The organism is Xenorhabdus sp. KJ12.1 (genome assembly GCF_963876495.1).
Lineage (GTDB): Bacteria > Pseudomonadota > Gammaproteobacteria > Enterobacterales > Enterobacteriaceae > Xenorhabdus > Xenorhabdus stockiae.
Map to the genome: position 1 here is coordinate 1 of NZ_CAWNQH010000046.1, position 21,211 is coordinate 21,211.

Below are 21,211 nucleotides of genomic sequence, written 5' to 3' on the forward strand. Positions count from 1 at the left end.
CCGGTTTTTTGTTAACCATTTTAACGGGATTGATTGCTTACTGCCTTAAAGAGAAAAAGCCATCACTGAAAATTTTCTACTCAGAAGAAGATATTTCAGCAATAGCTTAAGCGGAATTGGGGTTATTTAGGTTTCTGTCATATTAATACGACAGAAACCTATCTGAGAAGTAAACCTGAGTGATGATTTTTTCTAACTTCTTTGGTTAACGAATTAATATAACATTTTGATTATTCATCTTTTTACAACTTCTTTAGTCAATGCATCAATAAAAATTTTTGATTCGTCACATTGGAGAAAAACAAAACATGATTTCGTAACTATTGTATGCTTAGGTGCTAATAATTTTTGAGCTTGGGCGTACCAAAACGATGAGGTATAGCCATGTTCCAATTTCAATTGAAATGCTTCCTCTAAAGTTACACGAAAAGGCCAATCAAGATTTTTATATACTCCATCTACTATCCAAGAAGTTTGTGGTTCTGCAAATTTTCCCGGTGAAATCTCATCAATCGACGCACCACCCGGGTCATGTGGACCGAAATTATTAAGTCTAAATACTAGACTCATTGATTTTAATTCGCTAATATCATTTATCAGTTTATTGTACACGTCAGCGTCATTGGTTCCGCTCATTTTTATTTGCACAAAAGAAGGATCATAACGAGCTAATTTCTCTTTAGTTATATTGATCCCTATATTAACGCGTTCATTAAAAGTTAACATATCAATCCTCTTTGTGTTGATTGGAATGTTTTTTGGAAAATTATCATTATTTATTACCGCCTGATAACGCTCAGACATTTATAGCATAAATCTACTCTGTCAATTATTATCTTTTTTAACATTCAATATTAGTCGCCATACCTCATATAATTCCATGATGATTAAATAAAAGATGCCCGGTCATTGTAAATATTATTGACCGGGCATTATTGTTATTAATGGTTGCTTGCTATTTCTGCAACATCACTAGTATTACACCGCCTCCACTTCACAATTCATTTCCAGTGCCCTGCTTAAGGTTTTAGCCAAAATAACTTTATTCGTGCTGTCTTCCATCAGGCTAAAATGGTCGCCTGGTACAGGTGTCAGTTGGAGTAAAGTATCAGGTACAACCTGCTCCCAGCCTAACGATGGCTCCATACTTAAAGAAGGTAATAGAGTTTCCGTAACGAAAGGAATTTGCGGGTAAGGCTCTGTTGCGTAGAATTGGTGGAGCATTATCTCCAATACTTCTGGTTCATAGGCTTTAATCATTTGCACATAACTTCCCATCTGTTCCCAACGCCTTGCGATCAAATCAGGGCGGAGGTTCGCCGGATAGAGTTCTAACTTCTGTGCTGCGGCAATAAATTGAACCAAACCTAACTGATCAATTTTCTGATGCAATATCGCTATCTTCTCTTCATGCTCCCCACCCGACTGTTTTGCCAGTTCAGCAAGGAACTGGAGTTTTGGCTGAATGATTTGCTGCTTAAAGCAGTGAGGAGCAGGCGTATCAATCAACCCCAGAAAATCGACAGTCTCACCGGCATTTAACAGTTGTTGGGCAATGACATAAGCTAATACACCACCAGAAGAGTAGCCATAGATTCGGTATCGGCCTTCCGGTTGAACCGATTTCATAAAAGTAATCATTTTGTCCGCTAACGCTTCAATAGTTGATACCTGCTCTTCATTGACGGAAGGCCAGGGTAATACATAGACCGGATAGCTGGGATTAATGTATTGAGATAACCCAAAAACATAAGAGTAGTCATTCATACCACTGGGAACAAAAAATAGTGGTGGTTCCATTCCGGATGAGCGAACGGGTATCGCACTGCTTTGCGGTTGAGACAGTGGATCTAATGTCATTTTTGATACCAGTTCAGCCAGCACAGGGAATTGGAATAGGTGATTCAATGTACACATCAAACCACGATCTGCGGCAAGGTTTATCATTCGCATAGCGAGCAACGAATGCCCTCCCAGTGCAAAGAAATTGTCATGTCGGCCTATTTTCTCAATCCCCAGTAATTCACGCCAGATAGCAGCCAGTGTTATCTCAACCTCTCCTCGCGGTGCTTCATAAGCTTGATGAGCAAAGGCATTCTGATCAGGTTCCGGCAGAGACCGGCGATCCAGCTTACCATTAGGGGTCAGCGGGAAAGCATCCAGACATACAAAGGCGGCGGGTACCATATAATCAGGCAGCGAAGCACTCAAATATTCTCGTAGAGAATTCACCAGCCCGCTATCCTTATCTGCCACATCTGTCACTACATAGGCCACCAACCGTTTATTCTGCCCTTCACCCTGCGCCAATACGATAGCTTCACGCACTGTCGGGTATTCCGTCAGTCGGGCTTCGATTTCCCCCGGTTCAATCCGGAATCCACGGATTTTGATCTGTTGATCGTTGCGGCCAACAAAAACCAGATTACCATCCGGCAAATAACGGGCTAAATCGCCGGTTCGGTACATCCGTGCATCCGGTGTCTGACTAAATGGGTTCACCAGAAAACGTTCAGCAGTCAAATCAGGGCGATTGAGGTAGCCTCGCGTTACACCGTCACCACCGATGTATATCTCCCCCACTACCCCCAATGGTACTGGTTGTCCATCATTATCCAGCAGATAAATCTGAGTGTTAGCTGTCGGACGCCCGATAGGAATAAAACCATTCTGATAGTCTGATGGGCAACGCCAGACAGTAGCACATACCGTGATTTCTGTTGGGCCATAAGCATTGAATACAGTTGCCCGGTTGCGTAATGTCTGGATTAGCGCAGGGTTTGGCGCTTCACCGCCCAATATTAAGGTTGGCCTGATATTTATCTCCGGTAAATCAGCACCATCCTGCAGCAGCGCTGGTGTCAGGCAGGCATGAGTTATCGAATGTTCTTCCAGATAACGCCAAAAGAGCTGAGGATCCTGACGAACTGCATCAGCAGGAATATCCAGAGTAGCTCCACTACACAAAGCCATTATAATTTCCCAGACACTGGCATCGAAGCCAAATGAAGCAAATTGCAACATCCGGCTATGAGAATGAATGGCAAACTGGTTGATTTTATCCTGAATAAGGTTAACGAATCCTCGGTGTTCAACCATCACGCCTTTCGGCATTCCCGTCGAACCGGAAGTATAAATCACATAAGCCAGATGTCGTGATGTTAACGCCGAAACCTGTGGATTATGATTCGGTTGGTCAGGCCGAATATCATTCGGGTTAATTATCGTTAATTTCGCGATAGCTTCCTCACCCAATACTGCCCGACCGGTACTATCTGCCAATACCACCAGCGGAGCAGCATCATTCAGCATATAAACCAGACGATCGCCGGGATAGGCGGGATCCAGTGGTACATATGCTCCCCCCGCTTTCAATACTGCCAATAGCCCCGTTATGCTTGATGGTGAACGCTTCACGCAAACTGCCACCCGTTGATCAGGTTGTATACCCAGTTCGATAAGCTGGTGGGCCAGCCGGTTAGCACGGCCATTTAATTCCGCATAGCTAATTGTCTGTCCTTCATGCACCAAGGCGGTGGCGTTCGGTGTATTCTCAACTTGTTGCTCAAACAATTGATGAATACACCGTTGGTCAGGATATGCGGTTTCCGTCGCGTTCCATGTTTGCAGCAACAAATTCCGCTCTGACTCTGGCAGAATTTGCAGCATCCGCACAGGTATTTCCGGTGCCTGTTCTAGCGCCTCAACCAAACTTTCCAGCGCCCGTTGCATATAACTACATACCCTTTCTGGATCAAATGGCTGAACAATTTGTGCAGTTAATCCCAATGATTCGCCAAAATCTTCCACTGACAGTGTAAAAGGATAATTAGTTCGTTCCTGTGCACCAAGGAATTCAACACCGTCCATGATTTCATTCGAGGTCATCGGCAATGCATTATGGCGGTAGTTCAGCAAGGTACTGAATAATGGGGTTCCGCCCTGCACTCCACTGCAACGCTGTGCCAGTGCCAACGACGCATGTTCATGTGTCAATAACCCTGCCAGCCAGCGATGTGCCATCTGTACGCTATCTTGTACCGGAGTATTATCCATATCCAGTCGCAGCGGTAAGGTATTGATAAACAGCCCCATGCCATTGTCGGCACCTTCACCGGCAGCCATGCGCCCGAATAACACCGTACCAAATACGACTTTTTCCTGCCCACTGGTACGCGCCAGCACCTGCGCCCACGCTAAATGACATAAGGCGGCCAGGCTGACACCCCGTCGCCGAGCCTGATTGCGTAAACGGTTATTCAATTCTGCGGTTAACATCCGGTGAGATTCTGTGATTTGTGAGCCATCATGGTGAACTTCTGTCAATCCGAATGGCAACGTTGGTTCATTCACCTCAGCCAGCATATCGGTAAAGAAACGAACATGCTGCTCCTGACTGACTCCCAATCGAGCCTGAGCAACCAGATTGCGGAAAGGTGGCGGTACGGGCAGATTGTTTTTTTGTCCGTCAAGATAGGCCTGCACTTCATGGCTCATCACATCTAATGCGGTATGGTCGCCAATCAGATGATGCATCAGTTGCAATACAATCCAGCGACCATCCGTTTCTTGTGCCACAACAAAACGTAGCAATGGCGCTTGCCCCAAATCAAGGCGATAGTGACGGGGATCAAAACGTTGAGCTAACTGTTTACTCACTGGCCCATTCACGGAATCGAGTGTCAGTTCAGTCACTGATAATCGTGCCTGACGGCAAACCACCTGAGCAGGAACGGATAACCCTTCCCAGATAAAAGCAGTACGTAAGATATCATGCCGATTAATAACTTGTTGAACGGCATTCAGATAACGATCCAGCAGAGTCCGGTTCGCAAAAGCCATCTGGCCAGCCAGTAAATACGGGTCACCTTCGTTTGCCAATAAATGGTGGAACAAAATGCCATCCTGTAGCGGCGACAGCGCATAGATATCCTGAATATTGGCAATCCCGCCCGGTATCTGTTCAATGATGTGATCAATTTCAGGCTGAGTGAGATCAATTAACGGTAACATCTCGGGAGTTAGTTCAGTCGTTTCCGGTGTAATAACATTGGCTGGTACACCTTCCCCCTGATTTTGTGTCAAGGTTTGGGCAAGTTCAGACAACACAGGAGATTGAAACAAATCACGCACTGCCAGCGTTAAGCCCAGACTCCGCAACCGTTCGACCATGCGCACTGCGAGCAATGAATGACCACCCAGTGCGAAGAAACTGTCATATCGGCTGATTTGCTCAACGCCCAGTAAGTCATGCCAGATAGCGGCGAGTGCAATTTCTGTTTCCCCTTGTGGCTCTGCGTAAACCTGACGCGCAAATGCGTCCTCTCCCGGCATCGGTAACGCCCGGCGATCCAGTTTACCGTTAGGGGTCAACGGGAAGGCATCCAGACGTACAAAGGCCGACGGCACCATATAATCAGGCAATAACGTGCTCAAATATTCACGCAGAAGACTCACCAGTCCATCATCCGCTTCTGCCACCACATAAGCCACCAGCCGTTTATCCTGTTCATGACCTAATGCCAAAACTAATGCTTCCCGTACTGCGGAATATTCAGTCAACCGGGCTTCAATTTCCCCCGGTTCAATCCGGAATCCACGGATTTTGATCTGTTGATCGTTGCGACCAACAAAGACCAGATTACCATCCGGCAAATAACGGGCTAAATCGCCGGTTCGGTACATCCGTGCATTCGGTTTATTGCTAAATGGATCTGTAATGAAGTGTTCAGCCGTCAATTCAGGACGATTGAAGTAACCACGCGTTACACCGTCACCGCCAATATACAACTCACCCACCGCGCCTAAAGGAACTGGCTGGTGGCAGGTATCCAACAGATAAATCCGGGTATTAGCAGTTGGGCGTCCAATAGGGATTTGCTCTCCCTGATAGTCTGGCAGACAGTGCCAAACGGTAGCGCAAATGGTTATTTCTGTCGGGCCATAAGCATTAAATACGGCTGCCTGACGGCTCAGTGTCCGGATAAGTAACGGGTTGGGTGCTTCACCGCCTAAAATAATAGTCGGTTTTATCTTCAATGCCGGTAAATCAGCACCGTCCTGCAACAGAGCCGGGGTCAGGCAAGCGTGAGTGACTGCCTGTTCTTCCAGATAATGCCAGAGACGACAAGGGTCATGACGAACAGTATTATCCGGAATAACCAGACTGGCGCCGCTTCCCAATGCCATCATAATTTCCCATGTACTGGCATCGAAACCAAATGAAGCGAATTGCAACATCCGGCTATGGGGATGAATACCGAACTGGCTGATCTTATCCCGAATAAGGTTGACGAGCCCACGATGCTCAACCATTACCCCTTTCGGCTTACCCGTAGAGCCAGAGGTGTAGATCACATACGCCAGATGACTGGAGGTTAATGCAGCGATTTGCGGATTATTTTGCAGATTATTATCCGGCTGTTCGGGTAATGAATTCGGGTCGAGTACAATTAACTGCGCAATCATTTGTGCTGATTGCTCATCTTGTGCCTGGCCTGATAACGCTGAGCGTCCGGTATTATCGGCTAATAAGATAGCCGGTTCAGCATCGCACAAAATATGGTTCAGGCGCTCGCCCGGATAAGCCGGATCCAATGGTACATATGCTCCCCCCGCTTTTAATACTGCCAATAACCCGACTATTCGCGCCGGTGAACTTGCCATGCAAATAGCCACCCGCTGATCCGGTACAACACCCAGTTCGATAAGCTGGTGGGCCAGCCGGTTAGCCCGAACATTCAATTCTGCGTAGCTAACAGATTGATCTTCGTACACTAACGCGGTAGCGTCTGGTGCACATTCAACCTGTTGCTCAAACAGTTGATGGATACACAACTGGTCAGGGTATTCGGTTTCTGTCGCGTTCCATGTTTGCAGCAATAAATTCCGTTCTGATTCAGGCAGGATTTCCAACATCTGTACTGGCATTTCCGGTGCTTGCTCAAGTGCTTCAGTCAGGCTTTCCAACGCCTGTTGCATATAATCACACAACCTTTCCGGATTAAATGGCTGTATTACCTGCGCAGTCAGCCCCAAATCAGAACCACCATCTTCTACTGACAACACAAACGGGTAGTTAGTCCGTTCCTGTGCATCAAGAAGCTCAATTCCGCTGGTGGTTTCATCCAGCATGACTGGTTGTGTATTATGCCGATAATTCAGCAGCGCATTAAACAGCGGTGTGCCACTGGCGACTCCACTACAACGCTGTGCCAGCGCCAGTGAAGCATGTTCATGCGCTAATAATCCTGCTAATCGGGTATGGGCGATTTGTACACTCTCCAGCACGGAAGTTTCATCCATATCCAAACGTAATGGTAACGTATTGATAAACAGCCCCATGCCATTATCGGCACCTTCACCGGCAGCCATGCGCCCGAATAATACCGTGCCAAACACCACTTGCTTCTGACCACTGGTGCGCGACAACACCTGCGCCCAGGCCAGATGACACAGTGCAGCCACGCTGACACCCAAACGCCGGGCCTGATGACGCAAACGAAGATTCAGTGCAGACGTTAACATTCTATGTGATTCTGCCACTTTCGAACCGTCATGGTGTACTTCTGCCCAGCCGAACGGCAACGTTGGCTCATCCACTGCCATCAGCATATCGGTAAAGAAACGGGTATGCTCCGGCTGGCTGGTTCCTAACCGGGCTTGAGCCACCAAATGACGGAATGGCGTCGAAGCCGGCAGGCTATCTCCCCGACCAGCCAGATACGCCTGTACTTCACTGTTCATCACCTCCAGCGTGGTATGGTCGCCAATAAGGTGATGCAGTAGCTGTAGCAGGATCCAGCGGCCATCTGTATTCTGAGTAATGACAAAGCGCAACAACGGAGCTTTGCTCAGGTCAATACGTTGCTGGCGCGGATCAAAGCGTTGAGACAATTGGTCACTGATTGCCCCGTCAGCCGGATCGAGCGTCAGCTCTGTGATGAATAAAGGAACCTGACGGCAAACGACCTGAGCCGGAACGGATAACCCTTCCCAAATAAAAGCGGTACGTAAGATATCATGGCGGTCAACGACCTGTTGCACGGCACTCAGATAACAGTCCAGCAAAGACCTATCCGCAAAAGCCTGTTGGGTTATCAGGAGGTAAGGATCGCCTTCTTTTGCCAATAAATGGTGGAATAAAATGCCATCCTGTAACGGTGACAAACCATAGATATCCTGAATATTGGCAATTCCTCCCGGAACTTGTTCAGCTACACGGTCAATTTCAGATTGAGTCAGATCAATCAGCGGCAACATTTCCGGCGTCAGCGTCGTAGTATCCGGTGTAATACTGTTTTCGGGTATTGTGATTTCACAATGTTGCGCCAGAGACTGAGCCAGAATGCAGAGTGTCGGGGATTCGAATAGTGTTTGAATCGATAAGCCCAGCCCCCTATTTCGCAAACGTTCAATCATCCGTACAGCGAGCAAAGAGTGACCGCCCAACGCAAAGAAACTGTCATGCCGGCTTATCTGTTCAACCTCCAGCAATTCGCTCCAGATAGTGGCAAGCGCGCATTCAGCTTCACCTTGTGGAGCTTCATAAACCTGACGGGCAAAAGCATGTTGATCAGGAGCCGGTAACGCCTGTCGATCCAGTTTACCGTTAGGAGTCAGCGGGAAGGCATCCAGACGCACAAACGCTGCCGGCACCATATAATCAGGCAAAATAGCACTCAGATATTCACGTAGGCTGGTGGCCAGTTCGTTATCCGTTCTGTTTGCCACTATATAGGCAACCAGACGCTTATCCTGACCCTCCCCCAGCGCCAGTACCAGTGCTTCACTGACTGCCGGATGTTCGGTTAAATGCGCCTCGATTTCTCCCGGCTCAATCCGGAATCCGCGAATTTTCACCTGTTGGTCATTGCGGCCAACAAAGACCAGATTGCCATTCGGTAGATAACGGACTAAATCCCCTGAGCGATACATACGAGCATCAGCATCATCGCTAAACGGATCCGGTAAGAAACGTTCGGCGGTCAAATCAGGGCGATTAAGATAACCACGGGCCACACCTACGCCGCTGATATATAACTCACCTACCGCACCCTGCGGCACTGGCTGACCATATTTGTCCAACAAATAAATACGTTTGTTAACGGTTGGCTTGCCGATGGGAATTAATCTTCCCGTATAATCTGGCGGGCAGTTCCAGATGGTGGCACCGACGGTGATTTCTGTCGGGCCATACGCATTGAACAAATTAGCCCGACCGCATAATGCCTTAAATAAGGCAGAAGCCGGTGTTTCTCCTGCGAAGATTAATGTGGGTTTTATGGCTATTTCCGGCAAACCAGCACCATCATGAAACATAGCCGGAGTCAGACACGCGTGCGTTACCGATTGCTCTTCCAGATAATGCCAGAGACGATGGGCATCCTGCCGGATAGTTTCTGTCGGAATAACCAGCATAGCCCCACTACTCAGCGCCATCATGATTTCCCAGACGCTGGCATCAAAACCAAATGAGGCAAACTGCAATACCCGACTGGTTGCACTGATATTAAGCCGGGCACTTTGTTCCAGCGTCAGGTTAACCACCCCCTGATGTTCAATCATTACTCCTTTCGGTTTACCCGTGGAGCCAGAGGTGTAGATCACATATGCCAAGTGCTTAGAGGTCAGTTCAGGGACACACGGATTACTGTCAGGCTGATTTGGCTGAGTATTTGGATCGAGTACAGTCAGTGTTTTCAGGGTTTCTTCACCCAGAGCCGACCGACCGATATCATCTGCCAGCAAAATAGTGGGGGCAGCATCAGTGAGCAGATAAGCCAAACGCTCGCCCGGGTAAGCGGGATCTAATGGCACATAAGCCCCACCCGCTTTCAACACCGCCAACAAGCTCACTATTCTCTCTGGTGAACGTGTCACACAAATCGCGACAAGCTGATCTGGAATTACACCTAATGCAATTAATTGATGTGCTAATCGGTTAGATCGGGCATTCAATTCAGCATAACTCACTGTCTGGTTTTCATACCTTACCGCGATGGCATCCGGAGTTTGTTCGACCTGCTGTTCAAACAGTTGATGAATGCACAACTGTTCAGGATATGGCGCTACAGGGGCATTCCAGGTTTCCAGCAATAGTGTCCGCTCAGCAGGTGATAAAATATCTACGGTAGTGATGGATTGTTGAGGATGGCTTACCATCGCCTGTAATAAGGTCTGTAAATAGCCGACCTGCCTTTCAATTGTTTCAGGGTCAAACAAAGCAGAAGAATAATTCAGTTCCCCAACAACTTCTCCCGCCTTTTCTGTCAGCTCCAGTTGTAGATCGAATTTAGCGATATCGTATCCCTGTACAACGGGAGTCACCGCTAAGCCCGGCAGTTTCCACTCTTGCGTGTCATTCTCCTGCCAGGCAAACATGACCTGAAATAGCGGAGTATGTTCTGGTCTGCGTGGTGGTTGTACGATCTCAACCACTTGCTCAAAAGGCAAATCCTGATGCTCCTGTGCGCTCAGTGTCGTCTGCCGTACACGCCCAAGCAGCGTCTCCATGTCCAATGTGCCGAATGAATCCGTACCGGATAAATCAATACGCAATGCCAGCGTATTAACAAAAAAACCGATCAGTGGCTCGATATCCCGCCGATTGCGGTTGGCACTCGGAATACCAATCACCAGATCATCCTGCCCGGATAGACGCGACAATAATGCAGCCCAGGCAGTCAGCAATACCATGAATAGAGTGCTGTCATGTTGCTGTCCCAGCTGTTTCAGTTCCTGTACCAACGTAGCATCAATCTGTACCGGTATCCGGCCGCCACTAAATGACTGTCGGGAAGGACGAGGGTGGTCTGTGGGTAACTCCAGTAATACTGGCGCATCAGCCAGCGTACGACGCCAATAATCACTGTGCGCTCGCATTTTTTCATCGGAGAACACTTTACGTTGCCAAGCGGCATAATCAGGATATTGAATTACCAAAGGAGGTAATGGATCAGGCTGTTCATTCAGGCAAGCCGAATAAAGGGCACTCAGCTCTGATTTCAATATCTCTAACGACCAGCCATCAGACACAATGTGATGCTGAGTCAGTAAGAAGACATAATCCTCATTGGCCCGCTGTATGAGTGCACAACGGATTAAAGGGCCACGGGCAAGATCAAACGGTGTTTCTGCTTCCTGTGTACACAAAATGTTAAGTTGCTTATCGACATCAGGCAGATGACGTAGGTCGTATTGCTTCACTGGCAGAGTCAATTCCGCTGGCAACAGCTCAACCTGAGGTTGACCGTTAACCATAATGAAGACGGAACGCAGTGCTTCATGACGGGCAAACAGACGATTCAGCGCCTGTTGCCATGCGGAAATATTAAGCTTACCCCGCAAGTACAGTGCCAGCGGAATATGATAGGTATCACTGACCCCATCAAACTGCGCCAAAAACCATAAACGCTGCTGAGCAAATGACAACGGTAAAGGGCTACTATTATTACGGTCACGGGATACGGGGATAATGTCAGATAAATTATCCTTTTCCTCATTACGCTGCGCACTGATTTTCTCCGCAAAAGCTATCAGTGACGGTGATGTAAATAAGGCAGCCAGCGGTAATTCAACACCTAAAGCAGCGAGGCGATTCATCACCCGTACTGCCAGCAGCGAATGACCACCTAACGCAAAAAAGTTGTCATATCGGCTAATCTGCTCAATACCTAGTAATTCGCTCCAGATAGCCGCCAGTGTAGTTTCGGTTTCCCCTTGTGGTGCTGCGTAAATCTGACGGGCAAATGCGCTCTGCTTCGGTACTGGCAATGCCTGTCGATCCAGTTTACCGTTCGGTGTCAGCGGGAAAGCATCCAGACGCACAAACGCTGCCGGCACCATATAATCAGGCAAGATAGCACTCAGATATTCACGCAGACGGGTAGCTAATCCGTTATCTTTTTCTGCCTCAGCATCTTCTATTACAACATAAGCGATCAGGCGTTTTTCCTGCCCGTCACCCTGCGCCAGTACCCACGCTTCGCGCACAGCCGGATATTCGGTTAACCGGGCTTCAATCTCACCCGGCTCAATCCGAAAACCACGGATTTTCACCTGTTGATCATTGCGGCCAACAAAGACCAGATTGCCATCGGGTAAATAACGGGCCAAATCGCCAGTACGATACATACGCGCATCAACAACGTGAGTAAATGGATCTGCCAGAAAACGTTCGTCAGTCAGATCAGGGCGATTGAGATAACCACGCGTTACACCGTCACCGCCAATATAGAGCTCCCCCACTGCCCCTAATGGCACTGGTTGGCCACCATCATCCAGCAGATAAAAACGGGTATTCGCTGTCGGGCGTCCAATAGGGGCTAGTGTATCGGTATAATTTAACGGACAGCGCCAGTGACTGGCACATACGGTAATTTCTGTCGGGCCATAGGCATTAAATACAGTTGCCTGACGGCTCAATGTCTGGAGAAGTGTTGGGCTGGGGGCTTCACCACCTAATATTATGGTCGGCTTTATCGTTAGCGCAGGTAAATCAGCGCCGTCCCGTAATAGCGCCGGAGTCAGACAAGCATGTGTTACCGATTGCTCTTCCAGAAAATGCCAGAGGCGCTGAGGATCCTGACGAACCCTATCCGCCGGAATAACCAGATTAGCGCCACTATTCAACGCCATCATGGTTTCCCAGACACTGGCATCAAAACCAAACGAAGCGAACTGCAACACCCGGCTATCGGAATGAATGCTGAACTGGCTGATTTTATCCTGAATAAGATTGACCAACCCACGATGTTCAACCATCACTCCTTTAGGCACACCTGTCGAACCGGAAGTGTAAATCACACAGGCCAAATGGTGTGAGGTTAGCACTAATATTTGCGGGTTGTTATCCGGTTGATCGGATAAAGCACCAGATAAGATACTTGGTTCAAGCAAAGTCAGCCCGATAAGCGCTTCCTCACCTAACGCAATACGTCCGGTTGCATCGGCTAATATGATTGAGGGAGCCGCATCATTCAGGATATGTGTCAAACGTTCCCCCGGATAAGCGGGATCGAGTGGGACATAAGCACCACCTGCTTTCAGTACCGCCAGCAAGCTCACCACTCGCGTCAGAGAACTAGCCATGCAGATCGCCACCCGTTGTTCCGGTGCCATTCCCAATGCAATCAGTTGATGCGCTAATCGATTGGCATGAGCATTCAATTCAGCATAGCTAAGAGTCTGCCCTTCATATACCAGCGCTGTAGCATCTGGTGTTTTTTCTACCTGTTGTTCAAATAACTGATGAATACATAACTGCTCAGGATAGACTGTTTCAGTCGCGTTCCAGCCTTCCAGCAATAACGTACGTTCCGTTTCAGGCAAAATATTCAGTGCCCGTACCGGTGTTTCCGGTGCCCATTCCAGCGCTTCTGCCAGACTTTCCAGCGCCTGTTGCATATAACCACATATCCGATCCGGCTCAAATGGCTGTACTACCTGCGCAGTCAGCCCCAGAGCAGAGCCGCCATCTTCCACTGACAGTACAAGTGGATAGTTAGTCCGCTCCTGTTCCCCTAAAAATTCAATCCCCGGTAAGACTTCATGCGGAATAATCGGTTGATCATTATGCCGATAGTTCAACAATGCACTAAACAGCGGCGTACCGCCGGCAACACCACTACAACGCTGAGCCTGCGCCAATGAAGCATGTTCATAATCCAGTAACCGAGCCAGCCGTGACTGTACCAACCGTATGCTGTTGTGTACCGATGTATCATCGATATCCAGCCGCAACGGCAAGGTGTTGATAAACAGCCCCATGCCATTGTCAGCCCCTTCCCCCGCCGCCATGCGTCCGAACAGTACAGTACCAAACACCACTTTGCCCTGCCCGCTGGTACGCGCCAGTACCTGTGCCCAAGCCAGATGACACAAAGTTGCCACACTAACACCCAGACGTTTTGCCTGCTGACGGAGACGATTATTTAATTCCGGCGCTAACATCCGGTGCGATTGTGTTACCTGCGAACCATCACGATGTATTTCGGTTAAGCCAAACGGCAGCGTTGGCTCATCGACATCAGCCAGTATGTCGGTAAAGAAACGGGTATGTTCTGCCTGATTGCTGTTCAGTCTGGCCTGTGCCACCAGATTGCGGAATGGTACCGGTATCGGCAGATGATCATCCTGCCCGGTCAAACAAGCCTGCACTTCGCGGTGCATCACTTCCATTGTCGTATGGTCGCCAATCAGGTGATGCTGTAATTGCAACACATGCCAGCGACCATCAATCTCTTGTGATACAACAAAGCGTAATAATGGAGCCTGATTTAGCTCAAAGCGATACCGGCGAGGGTCAAAACGGTGAGCCAATTGCTCACTGACTGGCCCGTCAGCCGGGGACAAGGTCAGTTCAGTGACCGATAAAGACGCCTGACGCCAGACTACCTGTGCTGGTGTAGATAATCCCTGCCAGATAAAAGCGGTTCGCAGGATATCGTGGCGGTCAACCACCTTTTGCACGGCCGCCAGATAGCGATCAAGCAGCGCACGGTCAGCAAAAACCATCGGATAAGCCAGCAAATACGGGTCACCTTCCTTTGCCAACAAATGATGGAACAGGATACCGTCCTGTAATGGTGACAGAGCATAAATATCCTGAATATTAGCGATCCCGCCCGGCACCTGCTCAACAATAAGGTCAATCTCAGATTGGTTCAGATCAATCAGTGGCAACATTGCCGGAGTCAGCATCGTGGCCGTCGGCGTAATCGCATTCGGTGGTATCACTACCGCCTGATGTTTTTCCAAAGTTTGAGCCAATTCTGACAGCACCGGACACTGGAATAGATTACTGGCAGCCAGAGTTAACCCCAGACTGTGCAGGCGTTCAATCATCCGTACGCCAAGCAATGAATGACCGCCAAGAGCAAAGAAACTGTCATGCCGGCTAATACGCTGTATACCCAGTAATTCACGCCAAAGGGTTGCCAGCACAATTTCCATTTCTCCCAGAGGTGCTTCATAGATCTGACGGGCGAAATCATCTTCTCCCGGAGTCGGTAATGCCCGGCGATCCAATTTACCATTCGGCGTCAGCGGGAATTCATCCAGACGCACAAAGGCCACCGGCACCATATAATCCGGTAACCGCATACTAAGATGTTCACGCAGGCGAGTAGCTAATCCGTGATCCTCGTGAGTCAACACATAAGCAATAAGTTGTTTGTCCTGCCCCTCTCCTGAAGCCAGCACGACGGCTTCACGTATCGCCGGATATTCCACCAGCCGGGTTTCAATTTCCCCCGGTTCAATGCGGAAACCACGGATTTTAACCTGTTGGTCATTACGCCCCAGAAACTCCAGATTGCCATCCGGTAGATAACGAGCCAGATCTCCGGTTCGGTACATGCGAGCATTTGCTTTTTCACTAAACGGATCGATGAGAAAGCGCTCGGCGTTCAATTCCGGGCGATTGAGATAACCACAGGCTACGCCATCACCCCCGATATAAATTTCACCCGTCATTCCCGGTGCTGTCGGTTGCCCATCAGAGTCCAGCAAATAAACTCGCGTGTTGGCAATGGGCCGACCAATAGGAATAGAGGTTATGCCCGATGCTAACTCGTGAATATGGTAGGTCGTGGTAAACGTGGTTCCCTCACTCGGGCCGTAAGCATTCAATAATTTTTGTGGCGGATTTTTACACAGCACCTGAGCAATAATATGCGGATCGAGGACATCTCCTCCAACCAGCAATAGCTTAAGCTGAGGCAGCACCGGAGATAACTCGTCAGCCAGACGGTTAAACAACCCGACGCTCATCCATAGAATAGTAATACTGTGAGTCTGTAAAGCCTGAACAAAATCCGGTGGAGTCAGTAACGTAGTATGATCGATAACCACCAGCGCAGCTCCGTTGAGCAGTGGTGCCCAGACTTCAAAAGTACTGGCATCGAAAGCCGGATTAGCGGCAAAAGCAATGCGATCATCAGATTTAATATCAGCATAACCATTATTAATAACCAGCCGGACAACAGCCCGGTGTGGCACAATGACGCCTTTCGGTAGACCCGTCGAACCAGAGGTATACATGATATACGCTGGCCCGGTACTGGTATCCCGTAAATCAGGATTGCGATATTCTTCTTTTCCAATAGGTTCTGTTGCGAGGGTAAGACTGAGCCGGGGAACAACTAATTCAGCCGGGGTCGCCATCTGTATATCAGTCAACAGTAATTTGGCGGAACAATCGCTTATCAGCCAGTTTTTCCGTTCATCCGGCACATTCGGGTCAATAGGAACATAAACCGCACCAGACTTGAGAATAGCTAACTGAGCTACCACCAATTCAATGGAACGCTCCAACAGAATCGCTACATGATCACCCGGACAAATACCCTGTTCAATCAGTTGAGCCGCTAACCTGTTAGCCTGAGCATTCAGCTCCGCATAATTCAGTATTTGATTGCCGGCAATTAATGCTGTGGCAGTTGGCGTTCTCTCAGCCTGTTGTTCAAATAACTGATGAATACATAGATGGTCAGGATACGGGGTTTCCGTGGAGTTGCAGATTTCCGGCAACAGAGAATATTCAGTCTCAGATAAGCCATTAAACTTTTCTGTAAATATGTCATCACTCATTTTTTCTGACGACATATCCACTACCCCAGCTTCAAGAATATTATTCTTGCTGGTAATGCTGTCTTTCATTTTTTTACTACCTCAACGAATCTATTGGATATTTGAAAACTGTTATATCTGCTGTTTTTAAATTGCTTATTTACGTCAGGTAACTATCACAATTGTTTTGTTTTATTTTTTGAGAAAATAAGAACGGGCACGCCGAGTATCGAAATATACTCAGGAAACATTTTCTCTCAGGTATTAGTTTTTCCATTTCGGTTAATAATCTGCCAACCAAAAATCAGGCAGCAGTCATCCCCGCCACAACGGAATAAACAGCTCACTTAATAAATTGGGAGAAGTTATTTCATTTTTTCCCTGTTCTTAGATAAACGTCTTTGATCTACCGCAATTTTTATTAATAGGCGCTTAATTACACAACTAAATGAAAACGGATGGATTGAATATATCGATAGGAAATTTCGACAAGTCATTACTGTATTTTTCACACTTATGATTAATATCAAAAATAAACTATTTCATATGAAATCAGTAAGTTAAAATCATCACCAATAAAAAATAACCATATCCTATTTTGTCACTTTCAAATTTAGTCACTGTTTTAAATCATGAGTAAATTTAGTGACAAAATGAAACGATCACAATTATAAAATAATTTACGGTATATTATTTTATATTAATAAAAAACATTTTGGACATGATCCATCATTGATATTAACACCTAAAATATACAGTCATGATAATAAAAAATGATATAGATAATTTCTTGACAAAATATAATCAAGATTAATTAGGCTGAAAAAACGAACAATACAAAGCTCTGCTCTGTCGATAATATCTAGAAATTCTCAGTGTTTTGACATCATAAAACTCAATATAAAAATAAAATAACGTTAACATTAGAGATATAATGCTGTCTGAAAGCCCTATTTATTCACGTAAAGAAAATGTTTCTATTTTCTTCATGCTGAAATATATGTTGGAAATAACGCTTATTTTATTTTTCACTATTAGAAGGAGCTTGATTTTGCCAGTTACTAATCGACGCAAGTTTATTAAAATCTGTGCGCAAACCGCAGGAGGCGTCTTTGCAATGGCGGCCCTGCCCGGCAGTATTCGTTTTGCAATAGCCGCAGACAACGGGGTTATCACCAGCGATGAATTCCTGTGGCTGGAAGATCTACAGGGTGAGTCCGCGCAACGGTGGGTAAAGCAGGAAAACCAGCGCACCATCGCGCGTTATACTCAGGGGGGAGGTTTTCGTAAGTTAGAGCAGCAGGTACTGAATATCCTTAATAAAGACACTCGGATCCCGTGGGTCAATAAGCATGGCGATTACTACTATAACTTCTGGCAGGATCAGGCTAACCCTCGCGGCCTGCTTCGGCGTACCACGCTGCAAGAGTACCGTAAGGCCAAACCAGCATGGGAAACAGTGCTGGATATTGACGCACTGGGTAAGGAAGAAGGTAAGGATTGGCTCTACCACGGTTTACAGCCTCTGGCACCAGAATATCGCTACTGCCTGATGAAGCTGTCACCGGATGGTGGAGATGCTGTCGAAATCCGTGAATTTGATCTGGAGAATAAGCGGTTCGTTGAGAATGGATTCAATGTCCCTGTAGCCAAAAGCAGAGTGTCATGGATTGATAAAGACACCGTGTTTATCGCTACTGATTTTGGCCCCGGTTCAATGACTCAGTCCGGCTATGCGCGAATCGCTAAACGCTGGCAGCGTGGTACACCATTGAGTGCAGCCGAAACACTGTATGAAGCCAAGCCGGAAGATATGGCGGTATTCGCCTATCGTGAGCGCACACCCGGCTTTGAGCGTGATTATGTAGGCCGTAGTCTGGATTTTTATCGTCGTGAATATTTCTTACTGACAAAACAGAATCAGAAAGTCAGGATTGATATCCCTGAAGACGCAGAAATTAATAGCCACCGTGAATGGCTTTTGATAAGACCGAGTAAAGACTGGGATGTGGGAGGGAAACGCTATCCGTCCGGTGCTTTGCTGGCAGCGAACTTCGACGATTATTTGGCAGGTAAGCGTGAGTTACAGGTGCTTTTCACGCCCAATGAGCAGACGGCGCTGAGTGGCTACAGTAGTACGCGTGATCACCTTATCCTCAGCATTATGGATAATGTCGTAAACCGGCTTGAAGTATTAACGCCGCGGGGTAATAGCTGGCAACGGCAACCTCTGGGCAATCCGGGTAGCATGAGCAATATTTCCGCCACCGGTATTGATGAGGAAACCAATGATTACTTCCTGACCATCAATAATTTCCTGCATCCGGCCTCGCTGTATATAGGCAATCTTGACGGTAGTGAAGCGGAGCTATTGAAACAGGGACCAAAAGATTTTGATGCTGGCAACTATCAGGTCAGTCAACATTTTGCCCGGTCAAAAGACGGAACCCGTGTGCCATATTTCCAGATCTCAGCTAAAGGCCTTAAACTGAACGGCAGCAATCCGACGCTGCTGAACGGTTACGGAGGCTTCGAAATATCGCTACTGCCAAACTATATAGGCACTGAAGGGTTAACTTGGCTGGGGCGTGGTGGTGTTTATGTCGTCGCCAATATCCGTGGCGGTGGTGAATATGGCCCGGCCTGGCATCAGGCCGCTCTCATGCAAAATCGCCACCGCGCCTATGAAGATTTCGCTGCGGTAGCGCAAGATCTGATTGCACGAAAAGTAACATCATCAAAACATCTTGGAGCTCGTGGCCGCAGCAACGGGGGTTTGCTGGTCGGCAATATGCTGACTCTGTATCCGCAACTGTTCGGTTGCATAGTCTGTGGTGTACCTCTGTTGGATATGCAGCGTTATAGCCAGCTTTCCGCTGGTGCCTCATGGATTGCCGAATACGGCGATCCGAGCCAGCCGGATCAGTGGGCATATATCAAAACCTTCTCGCCGTATCACAATATTAAGGAACACGTGGCCTATCCACCCGTATTGTTCTACACCGCAACCAGTGATGACCGAGTTCATCCGTCGCATGCACGTAAAATGGCAGCACGTATGCAGAAGATGGGTTACCAGCAAGTCTATTTTTATGAAAATACCGTGGGAGGACACAGCGCTGCGGCCGATAAAAAACAGACAGCATTCCAGAATACAATGTTCAGTGAATTTATGTGGTCTCATCTGAATAACAAGACACCGACGACATAAACGTAAGGTGAACAATTCTGAGTTATTAATTTCGCCAATATATTTTTGAGATAGGGAGTTAGCTACTGGTAGCTAACTCTTTTTTGTGAGGTATTTTAGTAGGATAAAGAAGAGAAAAGAGAAATTACCACCCTGCTGGCAGATAGCCGAACAATGAAGCGATGGCATACACTGCGCTGGCCAAATACAGCAGCACAATGCTTATTTGCAGCAATGGATGCGTGATCCAGCTGCATTGCCAGCATGGAGTATGATCGCCGTATTTCCGAGCGCCACGTAAAATCAATATCGGCATGATTGATAGAATCACACCACTGAATACACCAGCGAAATACAGAGCATTAACAAATGACACAAGTCCGCTGTAAGCCAGCACGAACGGTGGCACAGCCACCAACAACAGCACGCCGAAACGACGCAATGGTTGTTCGTCATTACCCAGCCGGAATTTATCGAAGATATTAGTCAGGAAACTGCCGCCCAATCCCCAGTAAGAGGTTAAGATTGCACATAATGCAAACAGGTTAGTAGAGAAGAATGCCCACTCTCCCAACGCTTGTCCCCAGGAAATCGTCACTACCTCAGAGATATTGTCTAGACCATTAAGGGCAATCACAGACATCGGCACCATCGCTAGCAGCACAAAGATCACTGCCATACCAATAATAATCGCCTTCGGTAGTTGTTCTGGCTTATCGGCAAAGCCACGCGCCATTTCCGGTACGATGTACTGTGCCGAAAAACTAAACACCACAACATTGAATAACGGCACCATAAAAAGCCAGTCACCATCCAGCAGGTAGCGCATCTGAGTAGTGTCTTTCAGCAACGTTGCTACTACTAACGTTAATAGCATGACCAACATGCCAATACTGATAAACTTTTCACCACGGCCAATTGCTTTCAGTCCGAGGTACAATACTCCTGCTGCTGGTACGAAGAACAACAGGCTACCTAATGTCGGTGAGATGCCCAGCAACGACTGTAACAGTTTGCCACTGCCGCTCATATAAGCGGTCAGCGCACCAACGCTGTTGATGCATACTGAAAAAAACATTACCCAAGCACCCACCCCACTGACATATCGCCTTGCCAGCCCACTAAGTTGTAAGTGAGCGCGGGTGCGCAGCGTAGATTCAGCAACATACAGCATAGTAATGGTGGTCAGTACCCCCACCAGCACCAGCCAGAACATCAGCGGCAAAAAGCCGGCCTTTCGTGAAGCATAAGCAATGGACAGCAAACCTGCGCCGATATTGGTGCCGACTATCATCGCTACACCTTCGAGAAAACTCAGTGAATTACCGGGAACCGGCGCTAACTCTCCAGAGGCAAGCGCCGAAGAAATACTGGTGTTATCAGAAGACATTCATCCTCCTTTATCCCGGTGCGCTAGCCACCGGGGATAAGTTAATTTCACGGTGGTTA

General features: G+C 47.6%; 3 protein-coding genes and 2 pseudogenes. 2 read left to right on the forward strand and 3 right to left on the reverse strand.

All coding sequences use genetic code 11. From position 1 onward, the window contains the following. Positions 1-110 (forward strand): annotated as a pseudogene (locus AACS92_RS04275) (IS982 family transposase); the annotation flags it as partial. A 124-nt stretch (positions 111-234) separates the two neighbouring features. On the opposite strand, the gene AACS92_RS04280 reads toward AACS92_RS04275, so the two are convergent. Both AACS92_RS04280 and AACS92_RS04285 read right to left on the reverse strand, forming a co-directional pair. After that, the gene (locus AACS92_RS04280; RefSeq protein WP_099110105.1) at positions 235-804 is read right to left on the reverse strand and encodes a hypothetical protein; all 570 of its coding nucleotides are present in this window, start codon (positions 802-804) and stop codon (positions 235-237) included. Between the two features lie 174 nt (positions 805-978). Beyond that, positions 979-16,662, reverse strand: a pseudogene (locus AACS92_RS04285) (non-ribosomal peptide synthetase); the annotation flags it as partial. Between the two features lie 1,027 nt (positions 16,663-17,689). On the opposite strand from AACS92_RS04285, the gene AACS92_RS04290 reads away from it, so the two are divergent. Continuing rightward, the gene (locus AACS92_RS04290) at positions 17,690-19,783 is read left to right on the forward strand and encodes a prolyl oligopeptidase family serine peptidase (protein WP_099110182.1); all 2,094 of its coding nucleotides are present in this window, start codon (positions 17,690-17,692) and stop codon (positions 19,781-19,783) included. 124 nt (positions 19,784-19,907) lie between these two features. Here the strand turns inward: AACS92_RS04290 and AACS92_RS04295 are convergent, their stop codons facing one another. Continuing rightward, positions 19,908-21,152, reverse strand: coding sequence for an aromatic amino acid transport family protein (locus tag AACS92_RS04295; protein ID WP_099110107.1), 1,245 nt, complete (start codon positions 21,150-21,152; stop codon positions 19,908-19,910). Between the last annotated feature and the right edge of the window lie 59 nt (positions 21,153-21,211).